Source organism: Shouchella oshimensis (genome assembly GCF_002019765.1).
GTDB classification, from domain to species: Bacteria; Bacillota; Bacilli; order Bacillales; family Bacillaceae_D; genus Shouchella; species Shouchella oshimensis.
In genome coordinates, this window is sequence record NZ_KV917380.1 from 3,580,061 (window position 1) to 3,604,172 (window position 24,112).

Below are 24,112 nucleotides of genomic sequence, written 5' to 3' on the forward strand. Positions count from 1 at the left end.
GTTCCAGATCTATCATATTTATATATAAGAATCAAACCATTCCGCACCATACGCTCGAGCTTTTACCCCAACTCAGTTCTTCTCCTTCTAACGTCATTACCTCTACCCCAGCTTCTTTTGCAATTAAACTTGCTGCAGCAAATTCATAAGGCGTTTGATTTATTGATAAGAATATATCAGCATTTCCTTCAGCAACCGCACAAATCTCAAGCGCTGTTGGCAGTTCTGTTTTTCTTACTCGTTGATAGGCAGGATTTTGAGGTTGCGACTTCCGTAGAAAAGAGGAATGAATGCGAATTTCGGCTTCTCTTAAACTCATTAATTCATTCCGAAAGATTCTTTTGCCATTCAAGTAAGCACCGCATCCTTTTTCTGCATGGAAAAGGTTGCTTGAAAGGTTATCATAGACCCAGCCATGTATTGGCATTCTATCTTTCACGATTAAGATGGATAAAACAGAGGATGCTTTTGAGCCATAGTAATAAGGGTTGAGTGAAATCAACCAGGTTGGATGGATAGCATTTATAGCAACTTCTTGGTGTGGAAAACAGAGGATGTCAGATGGATAAGTGTCTGTCACACTTCGTTGGATGAAGGTATACACTTTGGATTGGATTGTCGTGGATTTTGCTTTATTTGTTTTTGAAATGGTGCTGATTACTTCATTAATTAATTTCGAAACAAACTGTTGTCGGGGTAACATCGGATCACCTCAAAAAAGACCTTTACATTATTATAAAGGCAATCAGTCATGAAAGTTGTACGCATAAGGGTACACAATAAAAAACTACACAATAAAAAACTACACACTAAAAAATCCGCCGCGCTACCCTAAGCGAAATGGCTAATGGGAAGCGCGAACGGATTCAGTTGGAGCATATAGAGAAGATTGCGGATGCTTTAGGGATTGAAGATATTAATGAGATCTTGAAATTTAAGTGAGATGCCAATCATTTATTTGGCTTTTAATACTCCTTTAAGTAATTCAATTGCATTTTCTTCTGTAGGGTCGTTTGTTCCAAGCTCACCTTTGAACGCTTTGGAGAGGATGGATTGTTTTAGTTCTTCTAATTTCTTACCATCAGAAACTAGGTTTAATGTTTCTTCTTCCCTTTCAATTAACTCTTCTAATTTGCTTACTATTACATTTTGTTCCTCTATGGAAGGTATAGGCATGACTAGATTTCTACTTTGAGAAACAGATATGTTACTTTGACCTACAACTCCTTTAGTTGCATTGATGACCTCTCTTAAGGTTTCTTCATACTGGAGACAGTAATATAGATATTTAGTTAATACATATTTTATCGGTCTAAAACGTACTATTGCTTGATTCATATTCATTTCGTTATATTCTTCGGGTATTATGGCAATCTTCTTTAATGGTGGACCAACTATATTCATAATTACATCATTTGACTTTAATTTTGATTTTTTTAATTTTGATTCATGAACCTCTTTTGGAATATACTGAGGTTTATACGAAAAAGCAATTTTATTATTTATTATGTTATATACTTTTAAAAATGGAATTTCACCTTCTTCAGAAATATCTTTCGAAGGTGTACTACCGCAACTTATGTTATAACAAAACATATTTGCCTTTAAATACAACCATCCATTAACATCCATAGATTCTTCTGCATTAAATTTATTGAACATCTCTGCTATTTCGGATTTTTCTCTTTTGGTTTCAACAATTTGATATCTTATTTGCTTTATTCTTTCAAGCCTTGTTGCAGCCGTTTCCAAATTTAGGTTTTCTTCCCGCCACTCCCTCGTCAATTCCCCCCGAAACGCCTTATCTAAAATTGCCGCTCTTCGCAGTTCAAATGATTCTTTCGCTTCGTCAATCAACTGCTTCGCTTCGTCAATTTTATTTAAAAGCCGCTCGACCTTATCAGCAATTCGTTTTTGCTCGATGAGGGGTGGGAGGGGGAAATCTAACCCCTCTATTAACTTACTACTAATATTTGGCTGTGCTCCACCATGAGCCTTACTTAAAATCTCATGTGTCTTATTAAACACATAGTAATTCTTATAAGTCTGATTCAACGTTTTATCACTAACTTCTTTAATATTACCTACACGTTGGTTTTGTAGTGCTACTTCATCAGTCTCGAAGATCCCTGTTTTACCTGTTGTAGCACCAGACATTGCAATAAGCAAATCACCTTTACTAATTAAAAACTTCTCACTATACAACTTTTTAGGAACTCTAGTTGCTTTTAAAGTTGTGGTCTTTCCATCAGAAATATCAGAAATTCTAATAATGGGTATACCTTCATTACAATAATCAGAACTCTTAAATGCATAACCATTAAAAAGTTTAGCAACAGTCCCAAAACGTACCCACACCCAATTCTCCGGCACTTCATAAGGCTGCTCTTCCTCCGGCACCAATGCTTCTTCCAACAACTCTTCCATCGTTTGTTTCTTCTTCGCCATTAGTTATTCACCTTAACTTCTTCTGTTTCGCGTAATTCTTCTACGACTTCCCCGAGTAGTTCCATCGCTTGTTGCAGTTTGGCAATCGCTTCTTCGGCGGATTCGATTGGGTCTGGTAAGTTGTCGTAGGAAGATAAGGATTCGTCGGCAATTAAGCCGATGTCTAGGCTGTCGTTCTTTTTGGCGATGTCTTCGCGGCTGAAGTGATTCCAGCGTTCGTCTTGAATGTCTTGACGGTTTTCGGCTATGTATGCTTTCATAAATTCTTCAAAGTGAGCCATCGTTAACTGGTTCCGTTTTCCGAACGAAGGCATGTTTGTACGTAAGTCGTAGACCCAGACATCTTTTGTGCTGTCTTTATCTGTTTGTTCACGGTTGAAAAATAAGACGTTTGTTTTAACGCCTTGGGCATAGAAGATTCCCGTTGGTAAGCGTAAAATCGTATGCAGGTTACACTTATCCATTAAGTCACGACGGATTTGCGCTCCAACACCACTTTCAAATAAAACGTTATCTGGTAGGACGACAGCTGCTCGAGCTTTGCCATTATCTTTTAAGGCATTATAAATAAGCTGGACAAAATTTAATTGCTTATTTGATGTTTCAAATGTTAAATCATCACGAGAAACACGCTCGCCGCCTTTTTTTGTTCCAAATGGTGGATTGGTTAAGATCACATCATAGTTTTTCATCCATTTCCCATTACTTGATAAGGAATCGCCATTTTCCATACGGCCTTCCATGTTATGAAGCAAGGCGTTCATTAACGCTAAACGATGTGTCCCTTTGACAAGCTCCATCCCATTAAACGCTGCTTTCTTTTGGAATTCTGCTTCTTGTGGCTCAATTTCAAAATAGTCATCAGTTTTGCTTTTTAAATATTGATCAGCAGCAATCATAAAGCCAAATGTCCCTGCAGCGGGATCACTACAACGCTCGCCGATTTTCGGATCAACCAACTGCACCATTACATCAATTAAGACTCGTGGTGTGAAATATTGACCCGCTCCTGATTTGGTCTCGCTCGCGTTCTTTTCGAGCAAGCCTTCGTATAAATTACCGAGACCTTCTTCTTTCGCACTATACCAGTCAAGCGCATCAATCGATTTAACGATCTTCTCTAAATTTTTTGGTTCCGTAATACTTGTTGATGAATCACTATAAATTAAACGTAATTGAGAATGTTCACTTTTTCCAAGATCCAACAATAATTGTTGATAGAAGTCTTTTAATTCCGTTCCTTCTTTTTCAACAAGTTGATTCCAGCGATAGTCTGCTGGAATAACCGCTTCCGTTTTTTCACCTTTTTCTTGCATCATCTTTAAGAAAAGTAAGTATGTTAGTTCCGTTACATATTGCTGATAGGTAATTCCGTCATCACGTAACACATTACATAAATTCCATAGTTTTTGCACAATTTCTTGGTTGTTCATTATTGCCTCCGTATGCCTTATTTTTAGCTTTATTAAGTATAAACGAAAAAAAGAGCCTCATAAAGAGGCAGTAAATTGAAACTTTCAACTAATATAGAGGTGGTCATTAATTGTGTCCACCACGATATCAATATGATCGCCAAACTCTTTCTTCATTTGCTTGTATCCTCCGTGGCTTGCGAAAGGCTCTTCTGAAAAGGCGTCTTGAGATGTAGGTGCAAGAACAGGAAATTGGATCAATTGCTTTTCAATTCGTTCGAGCCAGTTCTTTTGCCTCGGCTTCCAGTCATGCAAAGCGTATACTTTTTGCATTGCATTTTTAATACGGGCCTCATGGTCGATTAGTGCTTCGCCTAACGCTGCTTGGCGAATAAAACTAATAATATTTGCAGCGATTTCCTCGTTCTTAGCTTGCTTCCATGCTGATTGCAAATGCGACTGTTTGAAGTTTTTCGTCTCAAGAATTGCATATAATTCTCGTAAATCTTTTTTTGTTAAATCGCGAGGGCTTGTGACGACGACTTGCAAAGCAGGAATTTTATTAATGTTTTCGCGGATGAATGCCGTAAAGCCTTCTAAATAGTCTTCTGGCTTATCATTTCCTTCTCCATAACCTCTTTCAATGGAAACAACTTCATCTTCTGCATGTGAGATATAGCGACGATCATTTTTCTTTGTTTGATAGTTTTCCATATACTCAAATAAGATTTGGTGTTGTATTGCATCAACAGGTTGATAACCTTTTACATCATTAACCCACTCATCAACAGTTTGTCCACCAGCTAACTGCTCAAACTGTTGCTTCCCTTCCTCTGTTAAACGTTGCTTTTTCCGTTGTAATTTGGCAGTCAATTGTTCACGGTAAAAACTCGTTTCTTGTCCCGTTTCTGCCTGAGCCAAACCATCAGCTAACTCTGGAATTGTCATGGTTTGTTTCTTCACAATAGGCTTCATTTCTGTGTAACGCTGAAGCTTACTGTAAATGCCTACTGCATCATATATATTGAAATGAGTTTTCCCTATTTCAGAATTTAACCTTGTTGCTCGACCTAGCATTTGATCGTACAGTATTCGAGACTGAATCCGACGTAAAAAAACAAGGTTGGTTATAGCAGGTACATCAATACCAGTTGTTAACAAATCGACGGTAACGACTACATTCGGCAAGCGTTCGTTTTTAAATCGCTTAATTGCATCTAAAGGCTTGTATATGGAGCCCGTGATCTTCATAATGGCATCGTCTTCAATCACATCACCAAGCTCCTGATAGGCTTCTTTTAACAAACGCACAATTAGATCCGCATGTTGATTCGTTGCAGCAAAAATGAGCGTTTTTTCTTTACTTGAAGGATCAATGTATTGCACAAGCTCTGTCAGGATTGCTCGATTGAATGATTCTGTAATCACACGACGATTAAATTGTTCAATTTCAAAATGGACCGTATCCTCCATTTTCTCCAGAACCACTTTCCCTGCACCTACATCAAATACTTCGACATCTTCATCTTTTTCAAATTGAATACCATCTTCGGACAACTTTGTCTTAAACAAGTAAGGGGGTTCGTGGTCGACTAAAAAACCATCTAACACCGCTTCACTATACGAGTATTTGAAAATCGGCATTCCAAAAATGTCTGTAGTGTGTAGTGCCGGCGTAGCGGTCAATCCAAGCACAGCCGCATCAAAATAATCAATTACACGCCGGTACTGACTAATATAATCATCTTGGTCACGAAACGCTAATTCATCTTCCGACATTTCTTTATCGCTTGTATATCCGCGATGGGCTTCATCCACAATAATAAAATCATATTGGCCAACAGAAGGAACTTCTAGTGGGTTTGCATTATAAAAAAGGCGGCGAACCATTCCCTGTACCGTCGCTATTTGCACTTTAGTCGCTTCTTCTGGCGTCATGTCTTCCAATGTCTTTACATCGTAAATATCAGAGAAAGACAACTCTTCAAATTTTGTATCTTTTAAAGAATCCTCTGTTTGCTTGCCGAGCGAGCTTCGATCAACTAAAAACAAGACTCGCCTTACTTTCTTCGACTTTATTAAACGATACATTAAAGCGATTGCCGTCCTTGTTTTTCCAGTACCTGTCGCCATTGCCACAAGCATGTTTCTCTGTCCTTCTATTAAAGCTTTTTCCACAGTTGAAACTGCTCGTTGTTGATAAGGTCGCAGTCCAAATTTTGTTAGATCCTCTTCTTCTAGTTTTCGATTCGCTTCCTGATCATCCTGACTTAAAAAGAGCTTTAAATCAGCTGGGGAATGCCATCCTTCTAAAGGCCTTGCATGTACCGTTGGTTTTCTCGAATCCCAAAACCAAATGCCAGATTCTTCTTGTAACTGTTTTAAGTAGCGTCTTCCGTTTGTTGCATACAAGAAAGGTACCTGATATTCACCGGTAGTAGGTGTAATTACCTCATCACCTATTTGAATGATCCGTTTTGCGTATACCTTCGTTTGACTTTCCAATGCACTTGGTACCGTTTTCCGAATTGCTTTTGCCTCAATAAATCCAACAAGCTGCAAGCCAATAAATAACGCATAATCAACTCGACCACCATTTACTCGCCACTCTGCTATGGCCATGTTCTTATTCTTCTGCGGCAATGTACCTTTTTGGTGATTAAAAAATTGCGTATCGGTTTCCCAACCAGCATCGCGTAATTTACTATCAATAATAGAACGTGTTTCTTCTTCAGATAGATATTGGCGCTTTGCAAACCTTCTGGTTTTTCGTTTCCGTTCCGCTTTAACCTCTTCTTCTTCCACTTCCGCCTTAAGGCGTGATTGTTCAAGTTGCACTTCTAATTTTTTAATTTCTTCTTCATGTTCAAGTTGCAGCTGTTTTAAATTAACGACCTTCTCTTTTTGAGGCTTTTTAAACTCAGGTGCCTCAAAACTCCAATCATCGCCATATACCTCCATAAACCAAGCGGCGAGTCGATAAGCAAGATTCAGTAGAGTGATAGCTTCATCTGATTCTCCATAACCAGCCTTGTGCATAGCGAAATTTCCTTTTGTTCGCAGTGTATGTAATAAGTCAACAAGTTCAGGTTCAAGCAGGCCTTCTCTCTTCATAGCGTTAATGCGATCTACTTGATTTGTGCCCTTAACTTCCTTAATGTTTTCAGCTGCTAAAACGAATTGAGCCAATGTCTCCGCGAACAAACGAAGCTTCATAATTGTCGTATGTGGGTCTTGAAAAACATTTGTTTCCGCTGTTTCTCCTAAGTTTGAAAGAACTTTCCACTTTCCTTTTAGAAAAGAAAAATTGCTGGTCATGAAGTCACCTCGTTTGAAATATGTCTGCTAAAGATTCGTTTTAATATGTAATAAACCCTATTTGTTAAATATCTACGCTATACAAACCTCTTAGTTTTTAAAAATTTTGTTTCGTAATACCAAAAATATTATAAATAATCACGAGCAAACTTTAAATTTTTAATTTTTTATCTTTATTTATAATATAAACAGCTACTAAAAAAAATATTGCACCAAAATAAGAGAAGTTTGGGTAAAATACGATAATAAAAATAATACTTAATATGATAGCAGAAAATATTAATAAATTTAGAACTTTATCCTTAAATTTCTTACCTCTAAATAATTGACCAGAGTTCATCAGACTAATTAAATGTACAACTAATACACAGTTAATTATATAGCTGATAAACAAACCCAAAATTTTTATTTTCATAAAAAAACTATCTTCCAAGTATAAATACAAAACAATTATTGTAAAAAACATCCCAACCGCTATTAATAGTAGTGTTACACTAGCCGGTACAAAGATCGGCATAAACCACAAATTCACACTCCTCATAAAATGGTCATTTAAAGATCGTTCTGATTGATTAATCTGGTTTTCTAATGTTGCAGTCTTCTTTATACCAATCAACTCTGACTTCACTAACTCTTGAATTGACTGCATATCTTTTTCAGTGTTAGTGGTTCTTAATTTGATCAACTCATCTCCTAAAGAATCACTAACGTATACTAAGATCTTTGGTATTATCTTCTCGACTTCTTTAAAAGAGATTTCTTCATGAGTTTTGCTTAATTCAAGATTTAATTGATAAAGATATTCTAAGACTTCTCTTTTTTTCTCTACTTTAATTTTCTCCATTTCTGTAAAACGTTTTCTAACATCCTTAAAAAGCAAAAAAGCTAGAATAATAATTGTTAAAGATACAATAAAATCAATAGGATCTAAATCTAAATGTTGCTGATATAATTCTACAAGCGTATTTACCATAGCAAAATCCTTTCTTTACTTATTAACTTATAGAGAAGAAACATAATTAAATAAACTTTAATTAAATCTATTCCTCCACATACTCGACTAAATCCTCTACCTCACATTGCAACTCCATGCAGAGCGTATCAAGAGTCTCTCTAGTAATAGATTTAACGCCTTTGCCTTCTTTTGAAAGCTCTTTATCATTAACCCACTGGCTAATCGTATTCGGACGAATCCCCGTTCTCTTGCTTAACTCGTACATGGTCATCTCTCGTTCTTTTAGGAGCTGTTTTAATTTTATGCGAATCATGTCTTCCTCCGTATAAATGCCTTTGTCAAAGAATAGCATTTTAACAATTGACGTTATTAACTCAATAAGTTATTATTAACTCAAATCGTTAAGTTATTATGAAAGGAGTTAGACTATGCCTTTTAAGTCCGTTACGATTATTGAAGATTATTCAGATAGATCTGAAACAATAGTTTACACTCACAGAGGGTGGATACAGGAAAATGAACGAGTAGTTTGGTATGTGGATAAGACAGATTGTTTACTGCTACTAGCTGATATAAAAAAATATAAAGATAATCATACATATGAAATTCATCCGTCATCTATTGTTGTGCTTATGAAAATTCGTCCAGGAGAATTGTTTGAAGAAGAAGACCTAGAGCAATTTCTAACTCAATTGCACGAGATCTCGCTACTCAATTATTTAAAACAATTAGTAGATCGGAACAGCTCCTTGAACCTTCATTTAGATCGTATATTTTATTAATTTCTTGATTAAGAGAGAAGTACATATGCTATATCTACATTTAAAGATATCGGTAAATTTGGTCCAATTTTTAACAAGAATTATTAAAACCCCTCCGCTCAATACTTGCTAAAAAATATAGTAAGCTAAATTTCATCGACGGACTTAATGATCGGGAAGAGCTCGAATAGAGGTGTTCACCCTAACCTTTCCCGCTCTTCCTTTAATCCTTGCCAATATTCCCACCCATTTTTTGACGCACCGCTACATAAGTCTGCCGCATAGCTTGGACTTGGACACACGATGTCTTCTGTTAGGCGAGCGGATTTGTCATCGATGGGCTCAGCTTGGTTTGCTTGAATTAGTTGGTTTATTTTTGCTTTTAATTTCTGATAGAGTTTTCCTTCGTCTTTATAGTGTTTCAATTTTTCTTGTGGAAATAGGACGGTAGAGCCCTTTGTAATCACAAATTGTCCATCGTGAAGATAGATGGTGGCAGGATGGTTTTTTTCGGCTGGGTAATAGGTTCGTTCTCCTTCATACGACTCTGCTTGCTTTGCTTGTTTTATTGTCACGCCTAATGCTTCTAGCAAGAAGGTAATTTGCCCAGCAAATGTGTTCATTGCTGCTGCCATGTACCAATTGACGTTCGGTTTATTGATGCGCATGTCCCGGTTCTCTACAATATAAGTCGAAGCGTTAAAGCGCTGGATAAATTCATATTCAAGAAAATCAATCAGTTGTTTATCGAAGCTATTGTTGTCGGTTACAAATAAAATGCCGAACTGCCAAAAGTCTTTTTGCTTTAAGTGTTCTTTTAATCGTTTGATGCCATGTATCGACTGACCAATGTAGATACTTGGTTCTTCGACATCCGAGATAAGAAAATAAACGGCATAGTTGTTGGCGTGCTCAAGTTTCTCTACTTCTGCTAAAAGGCTCTTTTTGAAATAAAAGCCGCGAATTTGGCTTGTTGGCTCCTGTACCACTTTTAAAGAAGAAGCGTGGGTCGAATCTGGAAAATACATCATCGCTGTTCGTTCATTTGGCATGTCGGGTGCAGTCCTTTCTTCGTATCCTCTACCCTGTTTATCGGTTCTCACCACTGTACATTTACACACAAAAGAACGATCGTTGGCGTTCAGTATATTAGTAAATGATATTGGAAGAAAATAAGGCAGTGTCAGCCCTCACTGGTTTCGACATTTTTCTGTCAATTATTCCGTTATGGAATTACATGTACCAATTCAACAAGTGCAGCGAACGGTAGAAGATACCTCAAGTTGGATGACAGAAGGTTATGTTAGTCTATACATGTTAAAGAAAAACGATGCGTCCTTACATTGGGATGAGCGCTTGTTCGATTGAGTTATTCAAAGAATAAAAAATGGGGAGGTTTTATTATCAGAATTCATCTTGTTGGTTATCTGATTGTTTTAATGATAACTCTTAGTGGGTGTATCTTTAACGATTCAGCAAAAATAGGAGATTCCTTGGATGATTTTGAAGATTTATATGGTGAATATGAATTGAATGAATCACAAAGTTACCCAACTGCATATTTTTCAAGCAATAATTTGCATGTTGCATTTGCAGATTATGATGAGGAATACAGAGCGAGAACTATACGTGGTGAAATTACATCTCTCGAATCACTTGAAGAAGCTTTAAACGAAATCAATGAACGCTTTGTACCAAAGGAATATGAATACAAGGGGCCAAATTGCAATAATCAAATGGTAGCCGAATTATATGGTGAAAAAACAGACAGCCCAGGCTTTTATTTTGTTGATGAAGATCAGTTAGGGATTGAGGTTACGCTAAACACGAAGGACGGCAACATTTTAGGAAGGGTGAGTGTTGAAGAAGTAGGGTCTGTGGGAGAGATAAGGTATGATTGTGAAGTAGAAGTGGAAGAATCAATTAAAGTTGGTAATTTATAATAATAGCTTTTTTGAATGTTATGGAGCCTTACCCTATTTTTGATTACAAATTTACGTTTTTTCACCTCATTTAATTACATCTTACCTGTTTGATATAATAGGCAAACTATGATATTCTAATGGCATAGGAATAATTAAACACCGATTAGAACCTGTTACGGAACTAAATAGATATTCAACAAACTTCTTTATCGACTCTTCTAAAGCAAGATAAAGAAGTCCACTTAAAGCTGCGGAAATGGCTAGTTTCCGACGGCTTTTTTGTTTTTCTTTTTGCCGTTCCATTCGCTGTTAACGTGTGGGTAAAGGAATAATTAAACACCTCCCTCCTATTAAAATAGGAGAAAGGATCACAAGCCTACTACACTATTAACTATATCGTGAATGATAGTTTCACACCACCACTAGATCTAAATGAATTTAATTTATTCATTAAAAAACCTAACTGTATAAACGGTGAGGTTTTATATTCAATAATTCATGCACTATATATATTTCTTACTTCTATTGAAAAAACAATATGCTCCCTGAAATAGCAAATAAAAAAAATACGCTAGCGCCTACTAAGAAATGTTTTCTTTCTTTTCTTGTCTCTTGTGTAAATGCTACTAAAGCTAAGATGCTAGCAATAACAAAAAAGAATGCAGGCATTGGTACGTTAAAAGGAAAAAGGTTTGTAAAAAAGGTGAGGGCTGTCATTATACTAAATACGACTAGAAGAATGATTAAAACTCTACTAAGTATTCTCACAACTAACCTCCTTTCTAAAAAGGATCAGTGCTAAGAATAACATTAAAAACAACCAAATCTAATTAAAGTAATCCCTACTTTTCTTTTAACTCTGTTGCTGGTGTTTTAGTTGCAGGACCAAAATCTCCATCAACATCAATTAAATGCCCTCAACTTCGTTTAATCCTTTTTGTTATGAACGGGTGACACTAGAAACGTTCGTTCGACCAGCACCACGATTTATTGAGCGTACTTTTAAAGCCTTATCTAGGTATCGAGTGTTACCTTCTGCCTCATGTTTTATTTTGCGACTATTGGGAATCCATCGTATAAGGTCACAAATGGAAGGGTGTTCCAGATGAACGCTGGTGTGAAAATCACCGTATTGCTTGTTGCATTTGCTATTGTATTTACCGGTGTTGGTTTTCTAGTTTCTGATGAGTATACAGTTGGAAACGTTATGGCTTATACCGTTATTGGGATTGGTGTTGGTGTCCTTTTCGTTTTATTGCGTTTAGCCGTTGACAAAAACAGAGGTAAGAAATTTTTAGAGAAATAAATGAGTACGATTGATACCAACCGATTGGTTGGTTTTTTTCCGTATTCAATACACTTTACCGTCTTTACGCTATAAAATTGACGCGGATGGATTAGTGCTATCCTCCATTGGTAAAAGCAAAGGCAGATGCTTCTGCCTTTGCAGCTCTTTCTTTAATCTAGCTTTTCATCAAGCAAGGACCGAAGCTCCTGTAGATCTTCTTTTGTGAGGGTTTCGTCTTCAATGAATTGTAGCATCATCGACTTTGTTGTGCCGTCATGAACACGTTTAATAAACGAATTGGTTTCTGCCCGCTTACACTCATCTTCTGAAAAGAGTGGCGTAAACGTGTAAATCCGCTCATCCCGATTCACTTTGATAATCTCTTTTTTGGTTAAACGGTCAAGATGCGTGCGGATTGTTTTGGGCTTCCAGTCAACGAGCGCCTTGAGCTCTGTCACGACTTGACGTGCACTTTTCGGCGGATTTTTCCAGAGTACCTTCATCACTTCCCACTCTGCATCTGAAATGCTCGGCATGGTTTTACTCATTTACTCCAATCCCCCTGTTAGAATTCCTTTATCTACTAAAATGGCTCGGGTTATATCAGCCGCACTTTGTCCCGTGGCCTCTTCATCACCAGCTAGATGCGTGGCAAAAAACAGCGTATCGTCTGTCGTTTCCACAAAACCCACAAACCAACCGTTCACAGCCCGTTCATTCACCACACCAGTCCCTGTTTTGCCATAAAATGCGGTTTCACCCGTTTGCTCAAGCAAGAGCGCGTCTTTAACCGCCGTGACTGATTTCGCTTGAAACGGAAGTTCGTTGCTATACAACCGATGTAGCAAATCAACTTGCTCAACTGGAGAAATGGTTAGCGAAGATTCGAGCCAAACTGGCGTCGGTCCCTCAATCGATTTGTTGCCGTAATTCAACTCGTTGATATAAGTCATCATCTGGTTAAGTGACATGTCTGCTTCTATTTTTTCGAAATACCAGTTAACCGAATACTGCATCGCGCTATTGAGGGTTTGTTGCTGGTTCCATTCAGGGTAATCGTGTGCTGTCCCGTCCCAAGCGAGGACGGTATCTGGCTGAACAATACCTTCTTCAAGCCCGATCAAGGCACTATAAATTTTAAACGTGGAGTTCGGTGAATAGCGTTGCTCACTTCCGGCTCGATTATGAATGAAATAATGATTCTCTTTAGCGCTGTAGAGCACAAAGCTTCCATCATGATCAGCAAAAAAGGAAGACAGCTCATCATAGCTGGCATTTGACTGATCAAATGAATACCTTTGCTCCTCTGCCGCTCCTAAAGCAAGCCATGGCGTCTGCAGGACAATGAACAACACTACGAGCGTGTAAATAAGACTGCCTTTGACCGTATCTTTTTTAGAAGAACTGCGGTAGTGAATAAGAGAATAAATGCGTGTCTCAATCTGTTTCTTCGTCCCACCAACACCGAGTTCAAGCGACGAATGGGATTGTTTTTTCTCAATGAACTGAAGCAGCGTCCTCCCGTAGGCTTTGCGCTCGCGCATGCCGATTGTTTCAATAACAGCTGCGTCACAGGCAAGCTCTCGGTCCATTACCATCTTTTTTCGTGCGAGCCAGACGAGCGGGTGAAACCAATAAACGATTTGAAATAAGAGCGCGGTCGCATTTATCCGAGGATGGTGCAGCTGATGATGCTTTAGTTCATGCAGGAACATGTAACGAATCTCATCGGTAGAAAAAAGATTATACAAATCTTCCGGAACAAGGAGATAAGGACGGAGAATTCCGCATGTTACGGGTGACTCGATTGAGTCTGACTCCAATAGGCGTGGTTTCTTTTTAAGCCCTAGCTCCTTAACACAGGCGTCATAAGCGATCGTTAACCGAGAGTCCTTTACAGCTCTCGCCCTAGCAATTATTGTTTTTAGCTTAAAGAGGGATTGGAAAATAAGACACAACCCAAATCCGATTCCTCCAAGCCAAACCACGAATAAACCAGACTCAAGCCAGCCTAAATCAAACCTAGTAACAGACACGCTAAAGTCAGAAATCGTCATGTTTGTTGCTTCTGTCAGTTGCGCTCCTCCAGGAAGTTGAGGACGTTGCTCTACTCCCCTCGTCTCTCCAGCAAAAAACGGAACGGCTTGAAGGGGGAGAAATGGGAGCAAAAGTACTACAAAGAGAAGAGACCAGAAACGATCCAACCAAATGGCCGGTAGTCGCACTAGTTTCATACCCTGACGAACGAGAAAAAGTGCGCTAATGAGCAACGTTAGCACTAGAAGTGTCACAAGCATTCGTTATACGCTCCTCCACTTGTTTCGTTTTTCGTTTATCATAACACGAATAAAAATCGTTTGACAGAATTAGATTACATTTGTAATATTGACTACAGTTGTAATCTTAATAACGAAAGGTTGATTGACATTGAAGAGATATGGAGCCATTTTTACATTAACCGTATTAGCTGCCTGCGGAACACCTGAGACAACCGAGCAACAGCAACCAGATGATGAGAACAGTGCAGCAATATTTTCCGTGCTTGAAGACCACTATGATGCACGCTTAGGCGTGTATGCACTTGATACGGGTAATGGACAGACCATCGCATACAACGAGGATGAACGCTTTGCCTATGCTTCGACCCACAAAGCGTTGGCGGTTGGCGTGCTGTTACAGCAGCTTTCCCTTGATGAGTTAGACACACAGATTCTGTTTTCCGAAGCTGACCTTGTTACATATAGTCCGATTACCGAGCAACATGTGGAGACGGGTATGAGTCTACACGAAATAAGCGATGCCTCGATTCGCTACAGCGACAATACAGCGGCTAATCTTATTTTCAATGAAATTGGCGGTCCATCAGGGTTTAAAGAGGCACTCCGAGAAATCGGAGATGAAGTGACGGAACCAGAACGAATGGAGACGGAACTAAATGATGTTAAACCTGGAGAAACACGCGATACAAGCACAGCTAAGGCTCTTGCGGAAAGCCTCTATGCCTTTTCACTTGGAGATGCACTTGACGAAGAAAAACAAACGCTGTTAAACGACTGGCTGATCCATAACACCACAGGCGACGCACTCATCCGTTCCGGTGTTCCTGAAGGTTGGCTTGTCGGCGATAAAACCGGCTCTGCTTCCTACGGAACACGAAACGACATCGGCATTATTTGGCCACCAGATGAAGATCCAATTGTAATCGCTGTGTTATCAAGCAAGGAACAAGCAGATGCTGAGTCCGATGATGCGCTAATTGCCGACGCGACTGAAGCTGCATTGCGCATGCTGATGGACGATTTTGAGTATGGAGCAAGCCAGACGCCTTAAGAGTAGCTTAACTTGTTTGTTGTTCAGCGGACCAGTCCTACACTGCTTTTAAATGGACGAGAAGACGTTAAATTATTGAGAAAACACGCCTGTTGATGGCGTGTTTTTTCAAGACTGTATTTTCCCAAAAGGTACTTCATAAGAATGAGCCATTATGCTTGTCTAAAGAACGACCACTTTTGTTTGATAATGAAAGATATCCCTACTTAGTTCACTTAATTTACCTTAAGATACTCTTTCGCTACCCAGTACGATTTCTGGCATCCAAAGCTTTGCGTTTCTTAACGTATATAGGACAGCTGTCTTTTTTCTAATGCATCTTCAAGCCACCTTGGATGCATCAGCAAAAGATCATCAGGTAACTGATTGCAATCAAAGTAACGCACATCTAATGTTTCTTCATTTTCCTTAATTAAATTCCCTCCCACAACTTCACATTCAAAACAATTTGTAATAAAGTGACTCACCTTTCCGTTGGGGTATTCAAAGATTTGTGAAGCTGGGTCAGAATAAACACCAATTAATCGATTCACTTTAACTTGTAAACCTGTTTCTTCCCTAATTTCTCTAATGATCGCCTCTTCGACAGTTTCTCCTGGTTCGACATGACCTGAAGGAATCCCCCATAAACCGTTATCGGCACGCTTCATGAGGAGAACGCGCTGCTTCTTATCAAAAATAATGCCCGCTACTCCCGCTTTTATATGATCTGGCCAAGAAAAGGAAGGAGAAATCCAATGCTTTATTTCAATCTTACGATCAAATAAACTTTTTAAATTCGGTATCGTCACATCAGGATTTCGAAAATCTCTAGCAGACGGAAATTTAGTTGTCTCTTGATCTGAAATTAAAATGGTTGGTATTCCTGACTGATGTGCTCCTAACACGTCAGTATATGGATTATCACCAACCATTACTATTCTATCGGATGAAGAGAAATCGGCCATCGCTTTTTCAAACATATAAGGGTATGGTTTCCCTACAATGATAGGCCTCTTCTCTGTTGATACGCGAATGGCTTCTACCATAGCTCCAACTGCAGGTAACGGACCTTCCGGAGTCGGATAGGTTCTATCTGGATTGGTCGCAACAAATGTTGCACCTTTATGAATGCACCGCGCTGCTAATTGGATGTCATGAAAAGACACATCACCATCCCACCCGACAACAACGGCATCAACGGTATCTTGGACGTCAATCGTAATACCAACCTGTTGACACTCCCATTTTAAATGTTCATCGCCTAAAACAAGTGCCGTTCTAATCTTTTCTTTCTGTAAATATTGCGCAGTCGCCCAACCTGATGTAATCACTTCTTCGACACTTGCCTCTATTCCTAAACGATTTAACCGACTTACTGTTTTTTTTCGTGTTGTACAGGGATCATTTGTTAGAAAACGAATCATCTTTCGATCCTGCCGAAGACGTTCCAGTGTTTCTACTGCTTCTGGAAGTGGTTCGGACCCTATATATATCACTCCATCTAAATCAAAGAAAAATACATCAAATTCATCAACAATCATACGATCCTCTCCTTTGAACAGCTAAAAAACCTCACGATTTACTCTTGTGCTGGTTTTATTGATCGATACAGAACGAAGGGAGGGGAGTCCCATTCATTTTTCCATTGGTTACATTTTTCACCTTGACTCATTCCTTATCACTCCTCCTATAAAATGAAAAACCACTTCCAGATTTGGAAGTGGTTTTTTGTTAACAAATAATAGCATTCAAAAAATTTTGATGCTCAACACTTCCCTCCGCTGGTATAAACCAGATCAGGTTCAAAGAGTTAAAGACTTTTAGCCTTTTCTCAGCTTTTAACACAAAAGCACCCCTAGTAATAGTTATTCTATTGTATAAAAAATTAATAATATTCACTTTCATCTAAAGAGTAACATAAATAAATTGAAGAATCTACGAATTTTGAAATCCAATCGCGTATTTTTTGTTAAAATAATACATTTAATCCCCCAATGCATCTCCCCTCTCTCACTCATTATTCACAAACGGAAATAAACAGCCCACATAATAACTGCACCAATCAATATCAATCCATTCTAAATAACTTCTATTTGTTCGATACAGTCCACCTACCTCATATTTTGTTTTGACTCGTTCTTTTCACAGATAAAAAGACATCCAGCGTGTGCTGAATGTCTTTTTCCTTTACAACGGCAATGGTGCAACCGCTGAAATGAGTTGTTTTTCAATTAACTCCTGCCAGAATGCTTCTGGGATCGTCTCTTGTAACGCGTCGAGGTCTTCCTTAATGCGATCAGGTCGCGTTGATCCCGGAATAACCGCAGCGACAGCTGGATGCGCTGATGAGAACTGGAGCGCTGCTGCTTTTAGGCTGACGCCGTGAGACTTTGCTACTTCTGTTAGTTTGTTTATTTTTATTTGAACGTCTCCTGGGATCTCCCCGTAGTTATAGTGATCTCCACCAAGAAGGGCGCCCGAGCTATACGGTGCACCTACCACAATAGCTGAATTTGATTGCTCGACTTCAGGCATCATTCGGCGCAATGTGTCTTCATGATCGAGAAGGGTATATTGGGTTGCTTGTAGACTAATAGTTGGATGCACTTGTTCAAGTTGAAGAGCAAGCTCAATTGGGATGGTTGTGTTTACACCGAGACCCCAACCTTTTATGACACCTTGTTTCTTTAAGTCGTCAAGAACAAGGAATGCACCTGTTCGTGCTTCTTCAAATTTGGCAATCCATTCGTCCCCGAGAAAATCAGGTGACAAATCGTGCACGAAAACATAATCCAAACGATTTGTTTGCAGTCTTTCCAAGCTTTGATCAATGGAAGTATGCGTAGCCTCTGCCGAATAGTCGGTTGTGATTTTGTTCGTTCGACCATTCGTAAAGAGACCTTCTTTTTCCTCTGTTTCATCTTCTATGACGCGACCGATCTTTGTGCTTAGAACATAGTCATCTCGGTTTTGCTTGGAGAGAAACTTCCCTAACCGAAGCTCGGCCAGACCTGCCCCGTAAAATGGTGCGGTGTCATAATAACGAATGCCTGCTTTCCAGGCTGCTTCAATTGTCGCTTGGGCTTCTTCTTCTGGCACTTCCCGGAACATATTGCCTAGGGGTGCTGTACCAAGTCCTATTTTTTGAGTCAGTAATTCGTTAATGTGATCCATATGTCATTCTCCTCCGTTTCATTCATATGCATCTTTTACCGTTCATCTGGAGGTTTAAACCTCTCATAAGCAGGATTTTTCTTCCTTAAAAAGCGTAGAATGCCATAACCCTTCAGATTGCTTGATCCCATGAGCATAGGATTGTTGGTGACCCTCCTGTTTGACCTCATTAATTTCGCCAAATAGCAATGCTTATGTTAGTAAATTGGTTTGGGATTTATCTTCTATACTTATGATGAATGTCCAGTTCCCACCTTAAATATAAAAAAGATTGACACTATTTCGCGTCAATCTCTTCTTAAAACTAAATCATTCTTTTAAATTCTCTCAAACCTCTTCACTCTATATGATCTATTTTTTCTTTTACTTACTTTTTGTTTTGTTGATCGTGTTGTACTCTACGACTAAAGTTGTAGACTGTGTGTGTCTTATGTTTGAAGTGATCAACTGGCATTTCCATTATAGTTTTATTAGACATCTACAACACAACTAATCGGAGGTTCTAGAATGATTAAAGGTTTATATGAAGCACACCTACCTGTAAGTAACATCAAGAAATCAATTGAATTTTATGTAGGTTTAGGACTTGAACTGGATCATACTGTTGAAGATAAACTAGCTTTTTTATGGATTGTAAAGAATGAAAGTTGGTTAGGTTTATGGCAAACAAAAGAAGTTCATTATGAGTATCATCCTTCTATCCGACACATAGCATTCCAAGTATCGTTAGACGACCTAATGCATTCAGTTGATTGGCTGCATACTCGCGGTTACAAACCAAGAGAAGCCTTTGGATTTGAACCAATCGAGCCATTTGTCATGCCCCAAAAAGGATATGCACATGCAAAAATTCATTTTAATGACCCTGACGGCAACAGTTTAGAATTGATTTGTAAACTTGATAACAAAAGGGAACTGACTGAACGAATGTATTTAAGTGACTGGCTTAAAAAAAACCGCTAGCGTAGATACGTGAATTGAATAAGCTTCATAAGGACTACTAAAAAGAGCAGTTGCCTAGGCGACTGCTCTTTTTACACGCTATGGGCGTTTTGTATAGTTTTGAATAACATCTACAATAGGATCATTGCGTGTGAAACTGGTTTCCGTTGCTGATGTTGCCCATTTTCTTCTAATGTCTGCTTCACTGTCGGCGTAAATATCAACTTCCAGCGGATTGCCTGTGTACATGCCCCAGCTACTTCCTTGACCGGTTACCTTATATGTCCAAGTTGTATAACTCCATCGTTGTTCATCATACACCCGTAACGCGTAATCCCAACTCTGTAGATTGCTAAACAATGTAAATTCTCCAACCAAAAGAGGGACAGGGTAATTGGTCCATTCATTGACCATCGTCACTTTTGAATCCACAAATTGTTTCTGATAGTCGAGGTTGTTAATGTCGTCCCATCCATAAAAGTGATACGAATAGACAACATTTTGCCAACCGTACAAGTCAGGGTGCGGAAGGTCCATCGGGTCCCAAATCGCTTCTATAATAATGATGTGATCTGGATCTTTTCTGCGAACTGCTCGATAAAGGCGATCATAAAAGTCAAACTGTTCCGTTCCACTTGCACCGCCAGGCTCGTTCAGTAAATCGTACCCAGCAATCCATGGATGGTCTTTATATCGTTCTGCAATACGTTCCCATAAAAAGACAGTCCGATCCATATTCTCAGCGTTCCCATATAAATTCCCTACGTCAGGGAACCGTGTGTCGCCAGAATGGTCCTTTCCATTTTGGGAGCCAGGCGCGCCATGCATATCCAAAATAATATACAATGCTCGTTTTTCCGCTTCATTTATAAACCAATCCATTCGTTCAAAAGCAGTTGCTTTTAGGCTCCCATCATCGTTCAACATTTCAAAATAAGTGAAGGGAAGCCGGATGACATTCATCCCCTCCGCTTTAACGCGATCAAAATCACTTTCTTGCCAGTACGTATCTTGAAAAAGGTTTAAGAGCTCCCAAGCTGTTTCTTCACCAAAGCGTGAAGCGAGGGTACCCATTGCGGTTTTTTGATCAGGTGCGTTTGTTGGTGACATCCAGTTCTCCATAACCAGCCAACCACCAGCATTTGTTCCACGTAAAATGACTTCATCACCAGTACCAAACTCATTCCGCATTTTCTTCCCATCGGTTTTTAAAAACGGTGTATCCCCTGTTTGGATGGTAGTGCGTATAACCTTTTTTAGTTCTACCCCCGTATGCTCATTTTCAGCTTGCATGTCAGTCATTCAAATCCTCTCCTTTTTAAAGTAATACGGTCTATAGAGAAGATATATGAAAAAAAACAACGGTTTTTAACATTTTCGAATGGAAATACTAGCAGTGAAAATTGAGTTACATTCTTCTTTTAGTACATAATAACGACAATGCTGTTTAAGGAGCTGAATGAATGAAAGTACCTATACTCATACTATTGGTTGCAACCTTCCTTTTCACGACACCAATACAGGCTCAAGTCGAATCGAATTCCCAAAGTCAACAAGATCAGATTATTGAATCGATACTGTTCGTAACTATTTCCAACGAACTCAAAATGAAATTTGATAATCCAATGAGTTTCAGTTGCGTACATGGTCATTCTTTTAAGAAAACTTTAGAAGGACATCAATTCAAAGTTGATTTAGTTGCTTGTGACAATCATGATACCTATGACGTGAGAATGACATTCAGTGATGAGGAATTATATGGAAATTGGGACATTATAAAATTTAAACAGAAAAAACGTAGTGATCATACGCTTACTTGCCACTCTTAAACAATTTCAATGACTTCATACATTGAGATTTAGTCAAAATCTTACACCATGATTTTTTCCGTTAGAAACAGTCTTATACGTATTTAGCTCTAATTACTTTCATATGGTGTAATTCGTGCCCGGCAATGCCATATGCAATGGCGCCTACCGATACCGAACTGTTCATTACAGTCCCACAACGAACCCACGCCTCATCATCAATGGTTGAGATGAGGCTTAACGTGTTGGCGCGTACCGCGTCTAAACCAATTAGTAACTGTTCCCACGACTGTTTGTTAAAGTGTGCTGCAGAAACATATTGATCTTGGTCCATTGCTGGGAGTGGTTCACTTTCATTTCGCGCAATGGCAAGCATTCGATACGCCATCACACGCTCCGAATCGGTCATATGTCCAATTACTTCTTTTAAAGTCCATTTTCCTGGAGCATATGCTTTTTTTGCTAACTCCTCTGACACGCTGCTTAGGAAGGGAATATTCTCATTTCGTTGATTAGTAAGTATGTCTTTAATATCGCCATCAGGAACAAGGCTCACATACCGATCATGCTCTGGATTTTCAATAAACAAAGGGCGTGGACGCATAAACATCCTCCTTATTGGAATCATTATTTTGCTTTTAGCTTCCTATCAATTATTTCAAACTTCCAAAAAATTCGCAATCCCATTAGCCTCTTTTAAGCTGGGAATATATTCGTTTTGCTAGTGATCATTTCTTTAGATATCAACCGCCCGAACGTTTACGTGCCCATTAATGAAACCACCTCTTTCCTTTCATCGTAGATTGACTAACTAGAACGATTCAAGAAGGTGCTTATCATTTTCGATTTCGGTACGGTATTGTTGCAAGTGATCGCTTTTGCGGGTCTTGGTTTTGTCTTCTACTTACTTTTTCTTAGCGCCAAAGCTTTACGAAAATACTTTAAAGGTTAGCATAGCGATGAGGAGTGCCTCTTCCTCATCGCTTTTTTGTTGCTAACTCATTTCCAAATTAAAGTAGCCCTTTTAATAAAACATAATCTTAGCTCTTATTTATTTTTGCAATTTTCTCTTACTGTAAAACAAAATAAATGTAGCACTAATAATGATCGTTATTGATAAAAACAAATAAGCTGCTCCTTCAAAACCTCGAGCAACTACAAAACCATAAGCAAATAACCCTAATGAACTACTAATAGCTATTATTGACGGTACATAGACTATTTTCTTACTTTGTTTACCTCTCCCTAACAAAACGGTTATTAAGAAAACAATTAGACCGATAGCTAAACCAATTCCTAAAGGAACCGTTAATAACATCAAGCATCCTCCTTTCTAAATTACCCCTATAGAAGATATACCTAAGTCCATCCGGTTAGTTCAAAAAATTTTGGTGTTACCCAATTAATTTACCTATGTCCTCTCTTCAACTACAATCCAATTCGTTATGTGTCGATTAATATTACGTCCTGAATATATTAATTTGGAGGTACAATGAATTACTTATCACTAGATCAACTACCTAATTTTATTCCATGGTTGACGATTATTATTGCGGTAATTTCGGTTGTGGGATGGATCATTAAGATGTGGAACACAACACCGTTACAGCTGCTTTATGAACCAAGACATAAAAAAGTTAGCCATAATTTCAGTATTGTAATTATCATATCTTCATTTATTTTTTTAGTATTTTTATATTTCTCTTTTCAAACAGCAGAATACATAGGGGATGATTTTTTAGGGTTTATTGGTTTACTAGCTATTTTCCCATTTTTAGGTGCATTTCTTTTCATATTAGGTCATTATTTCGTACTTATTTTTAGAGAAAAAGTAGTTGTCAGGAAAAATCTCTGTAAATCTGTGGCTGCGATAGGTTTATTGTCATTATTAGCATTAAACTATTGCATAAATGCTATACATGTTCAAAAAGAATTGTACACTATAGAACAACTACCCATAATCACGATTCAATTGTTATTTCTTATAATCTATTTTTTAACAATTCCTATTTATATTCGGAAGATAGAGAAGGCTGGTTATTACTTTGAAATTGAAATTATTCCTGAAGAAGATCAGTATAGATTACCAAAGAAGATGGTTTTCCAGTACTCCATTCGAGAAGATATCCAGGTAATGTCTTTACCGCATACTAAAGGGAAGGATATTCTAACACAAGATACTTTCTATGTGTATCATCTTCAAACTAAGCAATTTCAGAGAATTGAAGGAAAGAGGATTTAAATAGTGTATTATTCTATAAAGAAATTAGGTTACCATTTTTGATTTCGGTACGGTGATGTCGCAAGTCATCACATCTGTTGGGCTTTGGTTTTAGTCTCTACCTCCTTTCTTTGAGTACCAAAGCTTTACGAAAATACTTTAAAGGTTAGCATAGCTATGAGGAGTTTCTATCCCTCATAGCTTTTTAATATTCTTAAAAAGCCCGAACGAAGTCACCTTCAATCTTGCTTTATCTTTTCACTTTATCTCGTTCTAATTTGTAGATCTTTAGTAGTGCTAATCAAAAGGGGTCGTTAGTGCATATAGCTTGAACAAATCTACCTATAGCTTTCACATGCCCAAGATCCAGTAGCTAACACCACGCATAAACTGACCCACAGCCTCTTTAACTTTTAAAAGAAAAACGACAGTGCGCAATAGATTAACAATATGGCCATCATTGAGCCTATGAGCTAAAGTGAAGGAGCTAGTTCAATATAATTTGAAGTTATCTATAAGACTTGTATGAATCATCGTTACTTTCAGAC

General features: G+C 38.4%; 23 protein-coding genes and 1 riboswitch. Of the genes, 8 read left to right on the top strand and 15 right to left on the bottom strand.

The window, feature by feature from the left end:
- Positions 1-31 precede the first annotated feature (31 nt).
- Positions 32-703, bottom strand: coding sequence for an inositol monophosphatase family protein (locus BK583_RS17930; protein WP_055737449.1), 672 nt, complete (start codon positions 701-703; stop codon positions 32-34).
- A 113-nt stretch (positions 704-816) separates the two neighbouring features.
- Between BK583_RS17930 and BK583_RS17935 the strand changes: the two genes are divergently transcribed.
- Positions 817-942: a helix-turn-helix domain-containing protein gene (locus BK583_RS17935; RefSeq protein ID WP_236702471.1), complete on the top strand. Its 126-nt coding sequence runs from the start codon at positions 817-819 to the stop codon at positions 940-942.
- Between the two features lie 12 nt (positions 943-954).
- Here the strand turns inward: BK583_RS17935 and BK583_RS17940 are convergent, their stop codons facing one another.
- The 5 genes from BK583_RS17940 to BK583_RS17960 all read right to left on the bottom strand — a co-directional run bounded on the left by BK583_RS17940 (position 955) and on the right by BK583_RS17960 (position 8,446).
- Positions 955-2,448 carry a restriction endonuclease subunit S gene (locus BK583_RS17940; RefSeq protein WP_055737450.1) on the bottom strand — a complete coding sequence of 498 codons (1,494 nt, stop codon included), beginning with the start codon at positions 2,446-2,448 and terminating at the stop codon, positions 955-957.
- Positions 2,448-3,881, bottom strand: a complete 1,434-nt coding sequence (locus BK583_RS17945; RefSeq protein WP_055737451.1) for a class I SAM-dependent DNA methyltransferase — start codon at positions 3,879-3,881, stop codon at positions 2,448-2,450. Before BK583_RS17945 ends, BK583_RS17940 begins: the two co-directional genes overlap by 1 nt.
- Positions 3,882-3,965: 84 nt before the next feature.
- Positions 3,966-7,178, bottom strand: coding sequence for a type I restriction-modification system endonuclease (gene hsdR, locus BK583_RS17950; protein WP_055737452.1), 3,213 nt, complete (start codon positions 7,176-7,178; stop codon positions 3,966-3,968).
- A gap of 151 nt (positions 7,179-7,329) precedes the next feature.
- Positions 7,330-8,151, bottom strand: a complete 822-nt coding sequence (locus BK583_RS17955; protein WP_078440248.1) for a hypothetical protein — start codon at positions 8,149-8,151, stop codon at positions 7,330-7,332.
- A 67-nt stretch (positions 8,152-8,218) separates the two neighbouring features.
- On the bottom strand, positions 8,219-8,446 hold the full coding sequence (locus BK583_RS17960; protein WP_055735759.1) for a helix-turn-helix domain-containing protein: 228 nt from the start codon (positions 8,444-8,446) through the stop codon (positions 8,219-8,221).
- A gap of 115 nt (positions 8,447-8,561) precedes the next feature.
- On the opposite strand from BK583_RS17960, the gene BK583_RS17965 reads away from it, so the two are divergent.
- A complete protein-coding gene (locus tag BK583_RS17965) occupies positions 8,562-8,915 on the top strand; it encodes a hypothetical protein (RefSeq protein WP_055735758.1) in 354 nt (117 codons plus the stop codon).
- A 176-nt stretch (positions 8,916-9,091) separates the two neighbouring features.
- Here BK583_RS17965 and BK583_RS20530 read toward each other — a convergent pair whose 3' ends face one another.
- Positions 9,092-9,946, bottom strand: a complete 855-nt coding sequence (locus BK583_RS20530) for a GIY-YIG nuclease family protein (RefSeq protein WP_055735757.1) — start codon at positions 9,944-9,946, stop codon at positions 9,092-9,094.
- Between the two features lie 312 nt (positions 9,947-10,258).
- Here BK583_RS20530 and BK583_RS17975 point away from each other — a divergent pair, with 312 nt between their 5' ends.
- The gene (locus tag BK583_RS17975; protein WP_139366210.1) at positions 10,259-10,837 is read left to right on the top strand and encodes a hypothetical protein; all 579 of its coding nucleotides are present in this window, start codon (positions 10,259-10,261) and stop codon (positions 10,835-10,837) included.
- A 504-nt stretch (positions 10,838-11,341) separates the two neighbouring features.
- Here the strand turns inward: BK583_RS17975 and BK583_RS17980 are convergent.
- Positions 11,342-11,587: a hypothetical protein gene (locus tag BK583_RS17980; RefSeq protein WP_055735755.1), complete on the bottom strand. Its 246-nt coding sequence runs from the start codon at positions 11,585-11,587 to the stop codon at positions 11,342-11,344.
- A gap of 337 nt (positions 11,588-11,924) precedes the next feature.
- Here BK583_RS17980 and BK583_RS17985 point away from each other — a divergent pair, with 337 nt between their 5' ends.
- On the top strand, positions 11,925-12,125 hold the full coding sequence (locus tag BK583_RS17985) for a hypothetical protein (RefSeq protein WP_055735754.1): 201 nt from the start codon (positions 11,925-11,927) through the stop codon (positions 12,123-12,125).
- A gap of 152 nt (positions 12,126-12,277) precedes the next feature.
- Here the strand turns inward: BK583_RS17985 and blaI are convergent, their stop codons facing one another.
- Both blaI and BK583_RS17995 read right to left on the bottom strand, forming a co-directional pair.
- Positions 12,278-12,655, bottom strand: coding sequence for a penicillinase repressor BlaI (gene blaI, locus BK583_RS17990; protein WP_055735753.1), 378 nt, complete (start codon positions 12,653-12,655; stop codon positions 12,278-12,280).
- On the bottom strand, positions 12,656-14,404 hold the full coding sequence (locus BK583_RS17995) for a BlaR1 family beta-lactam sensor/signal transducer (RefSeq protein WP_055735752.1): 1,749 nt from the start codon (positions 14,402-14,404) through the stop codon (positions 12,656-12,658).
- A gap of 124 nt (positions 14,405-14,528) precedes the next feature.
- Between BK583_RS17995 and bla the strand changes: the two genes are divergently transcribed.
- Positions 14,529-15,437, top strand: a complete 909-nt coding sequence (gene bla / locus BK583_RS18000; protein ID WP_055735751.1) for a class A beta-lactamase — start codon at positions 14,529-14,531, stop codon at positions 15,435-15,437.
- A 281-nt stretch (positions 15,438-15,718) separates the two neighbouring features.
- Here the strand turns inward: bla and BK583_RS18005 are convergent, their stop codons facing one another.
- A complete protein-coding gene (locus BK583_RS18005) occupies positions 15,719-16,960 on the bottom strand; it encodes an HAD-IIA family hydrolase (RefSeq protein ID WP_055735750.1) in 1,242 nt (413 codons plus the stop codon).
- Between the two features lie 215 nt (positions 16,961-17,175).
- Positions 17,176-17,286: riboswitch (TPP riboswitch) on the bottom strand.
- Between the two features lie 320 nt (positions 17,287-17,606).
- Positions 17,607-18,593: an aldo/keto reductase gene (locus BK583_RS18010; protein ID WP_055735749.1), complete on the bottom strand. Its 987-nt coding sequence runs from the start codon at positions 18,591-18,593 to the stop codon at positions 17,607-17,609.
- Positions 18,594-19,100: 507 nt separating this feature from the next.
- On the opposite strand from BK583_RS18010, the gene BK583_RS18015 reads away from it, so the two are divergent.
- Positions 19,101-19,556, top strand: a complete 456-nt coding sequence (locus BK583_RS18015; protein ID WP_055735748.1) for a VOC family protein — start codon at positions 19,101-19,103, stop codon at positions 19,554-19,556.
- Positions 19,557-19,634: 78 nt separating this feature from the next.
- Here BK583_RS18015 and BK583_RS18020 read toward each other — a convergent pair whose 3' ends face one another.
- Entirely contained in the window at positions 19,635-20,837 is a 1,203-nt protein-coding gene (locus BK583_RS18020; protein WP_055735747.1) for a glycoside hydrolase family 5 protein, read from the bottom strand.
- Between the two features lie 161 nt (positions 20,838-20,998).
- Between BK583_RS18020 and BK583_RS18025 the strand changes: the two genes are divergently transcribed.
- Positions 20,999-21,364, top strand: coding sequence for a hypothetical protein (locus tag BK583_RS18025; RefSeq protein ID WP_055735746.1), 366 nt, complete (start codon positions 20,999-21,001; stop codon positions 21,362-21,364).
- A gap of 73 nt (positions 21,365-21,437) precedes the next feature.
- Here BK583_RS18025 and BK583_RS18030 read toward each other — a convergent pair whose 3' ends face one another.
- Together BK583_RS18030 and BK583_RS18035 are read right to left on the bottom strand one after the other, a co-directional pair.
- Positions 21,438-21,947, bottom strand: a complete 510-nt coding sequence (locus BK583_RS18030) for a DinB family protein (RefSeq protein ID WP_055735745.1) — start codon at positions 21,945-21,947, stop codon at positions 21,438-21,440.
- Between the two features lie 447 nt (positions 21,948-22,394).
- Positions 22,395-22,661 carry a YesK family protein gene (locus BK583_RS18035; protein ID WP_055735744.1) on the bottom strand — a complete coding sequence of 89 codons (267 nt, stop codon included), beginning with the start codon at positions 22,659-22,661 and terminating at the stop codon, positions 22,395-22,397.
- A 174-nt stretch (positions 22,662-22,835) separates the two neighbouring features.
- Here BK583_RS18035 and BK583_RS18040 point away from each other — a divergent pair, with 174 nt between their 5' ends.
- Positions 22,836-23,585, top strand: coding sequence for a hypothetical protein (locus BK583_RS18040; RefSeq protein WP_078440249.1), 750 nt, complete (start codon positions 22,836-22,838; stop codon positions 23,583-23,585).
- Positions 23,586-24,112: the final 527 nt, after the last annotated feature.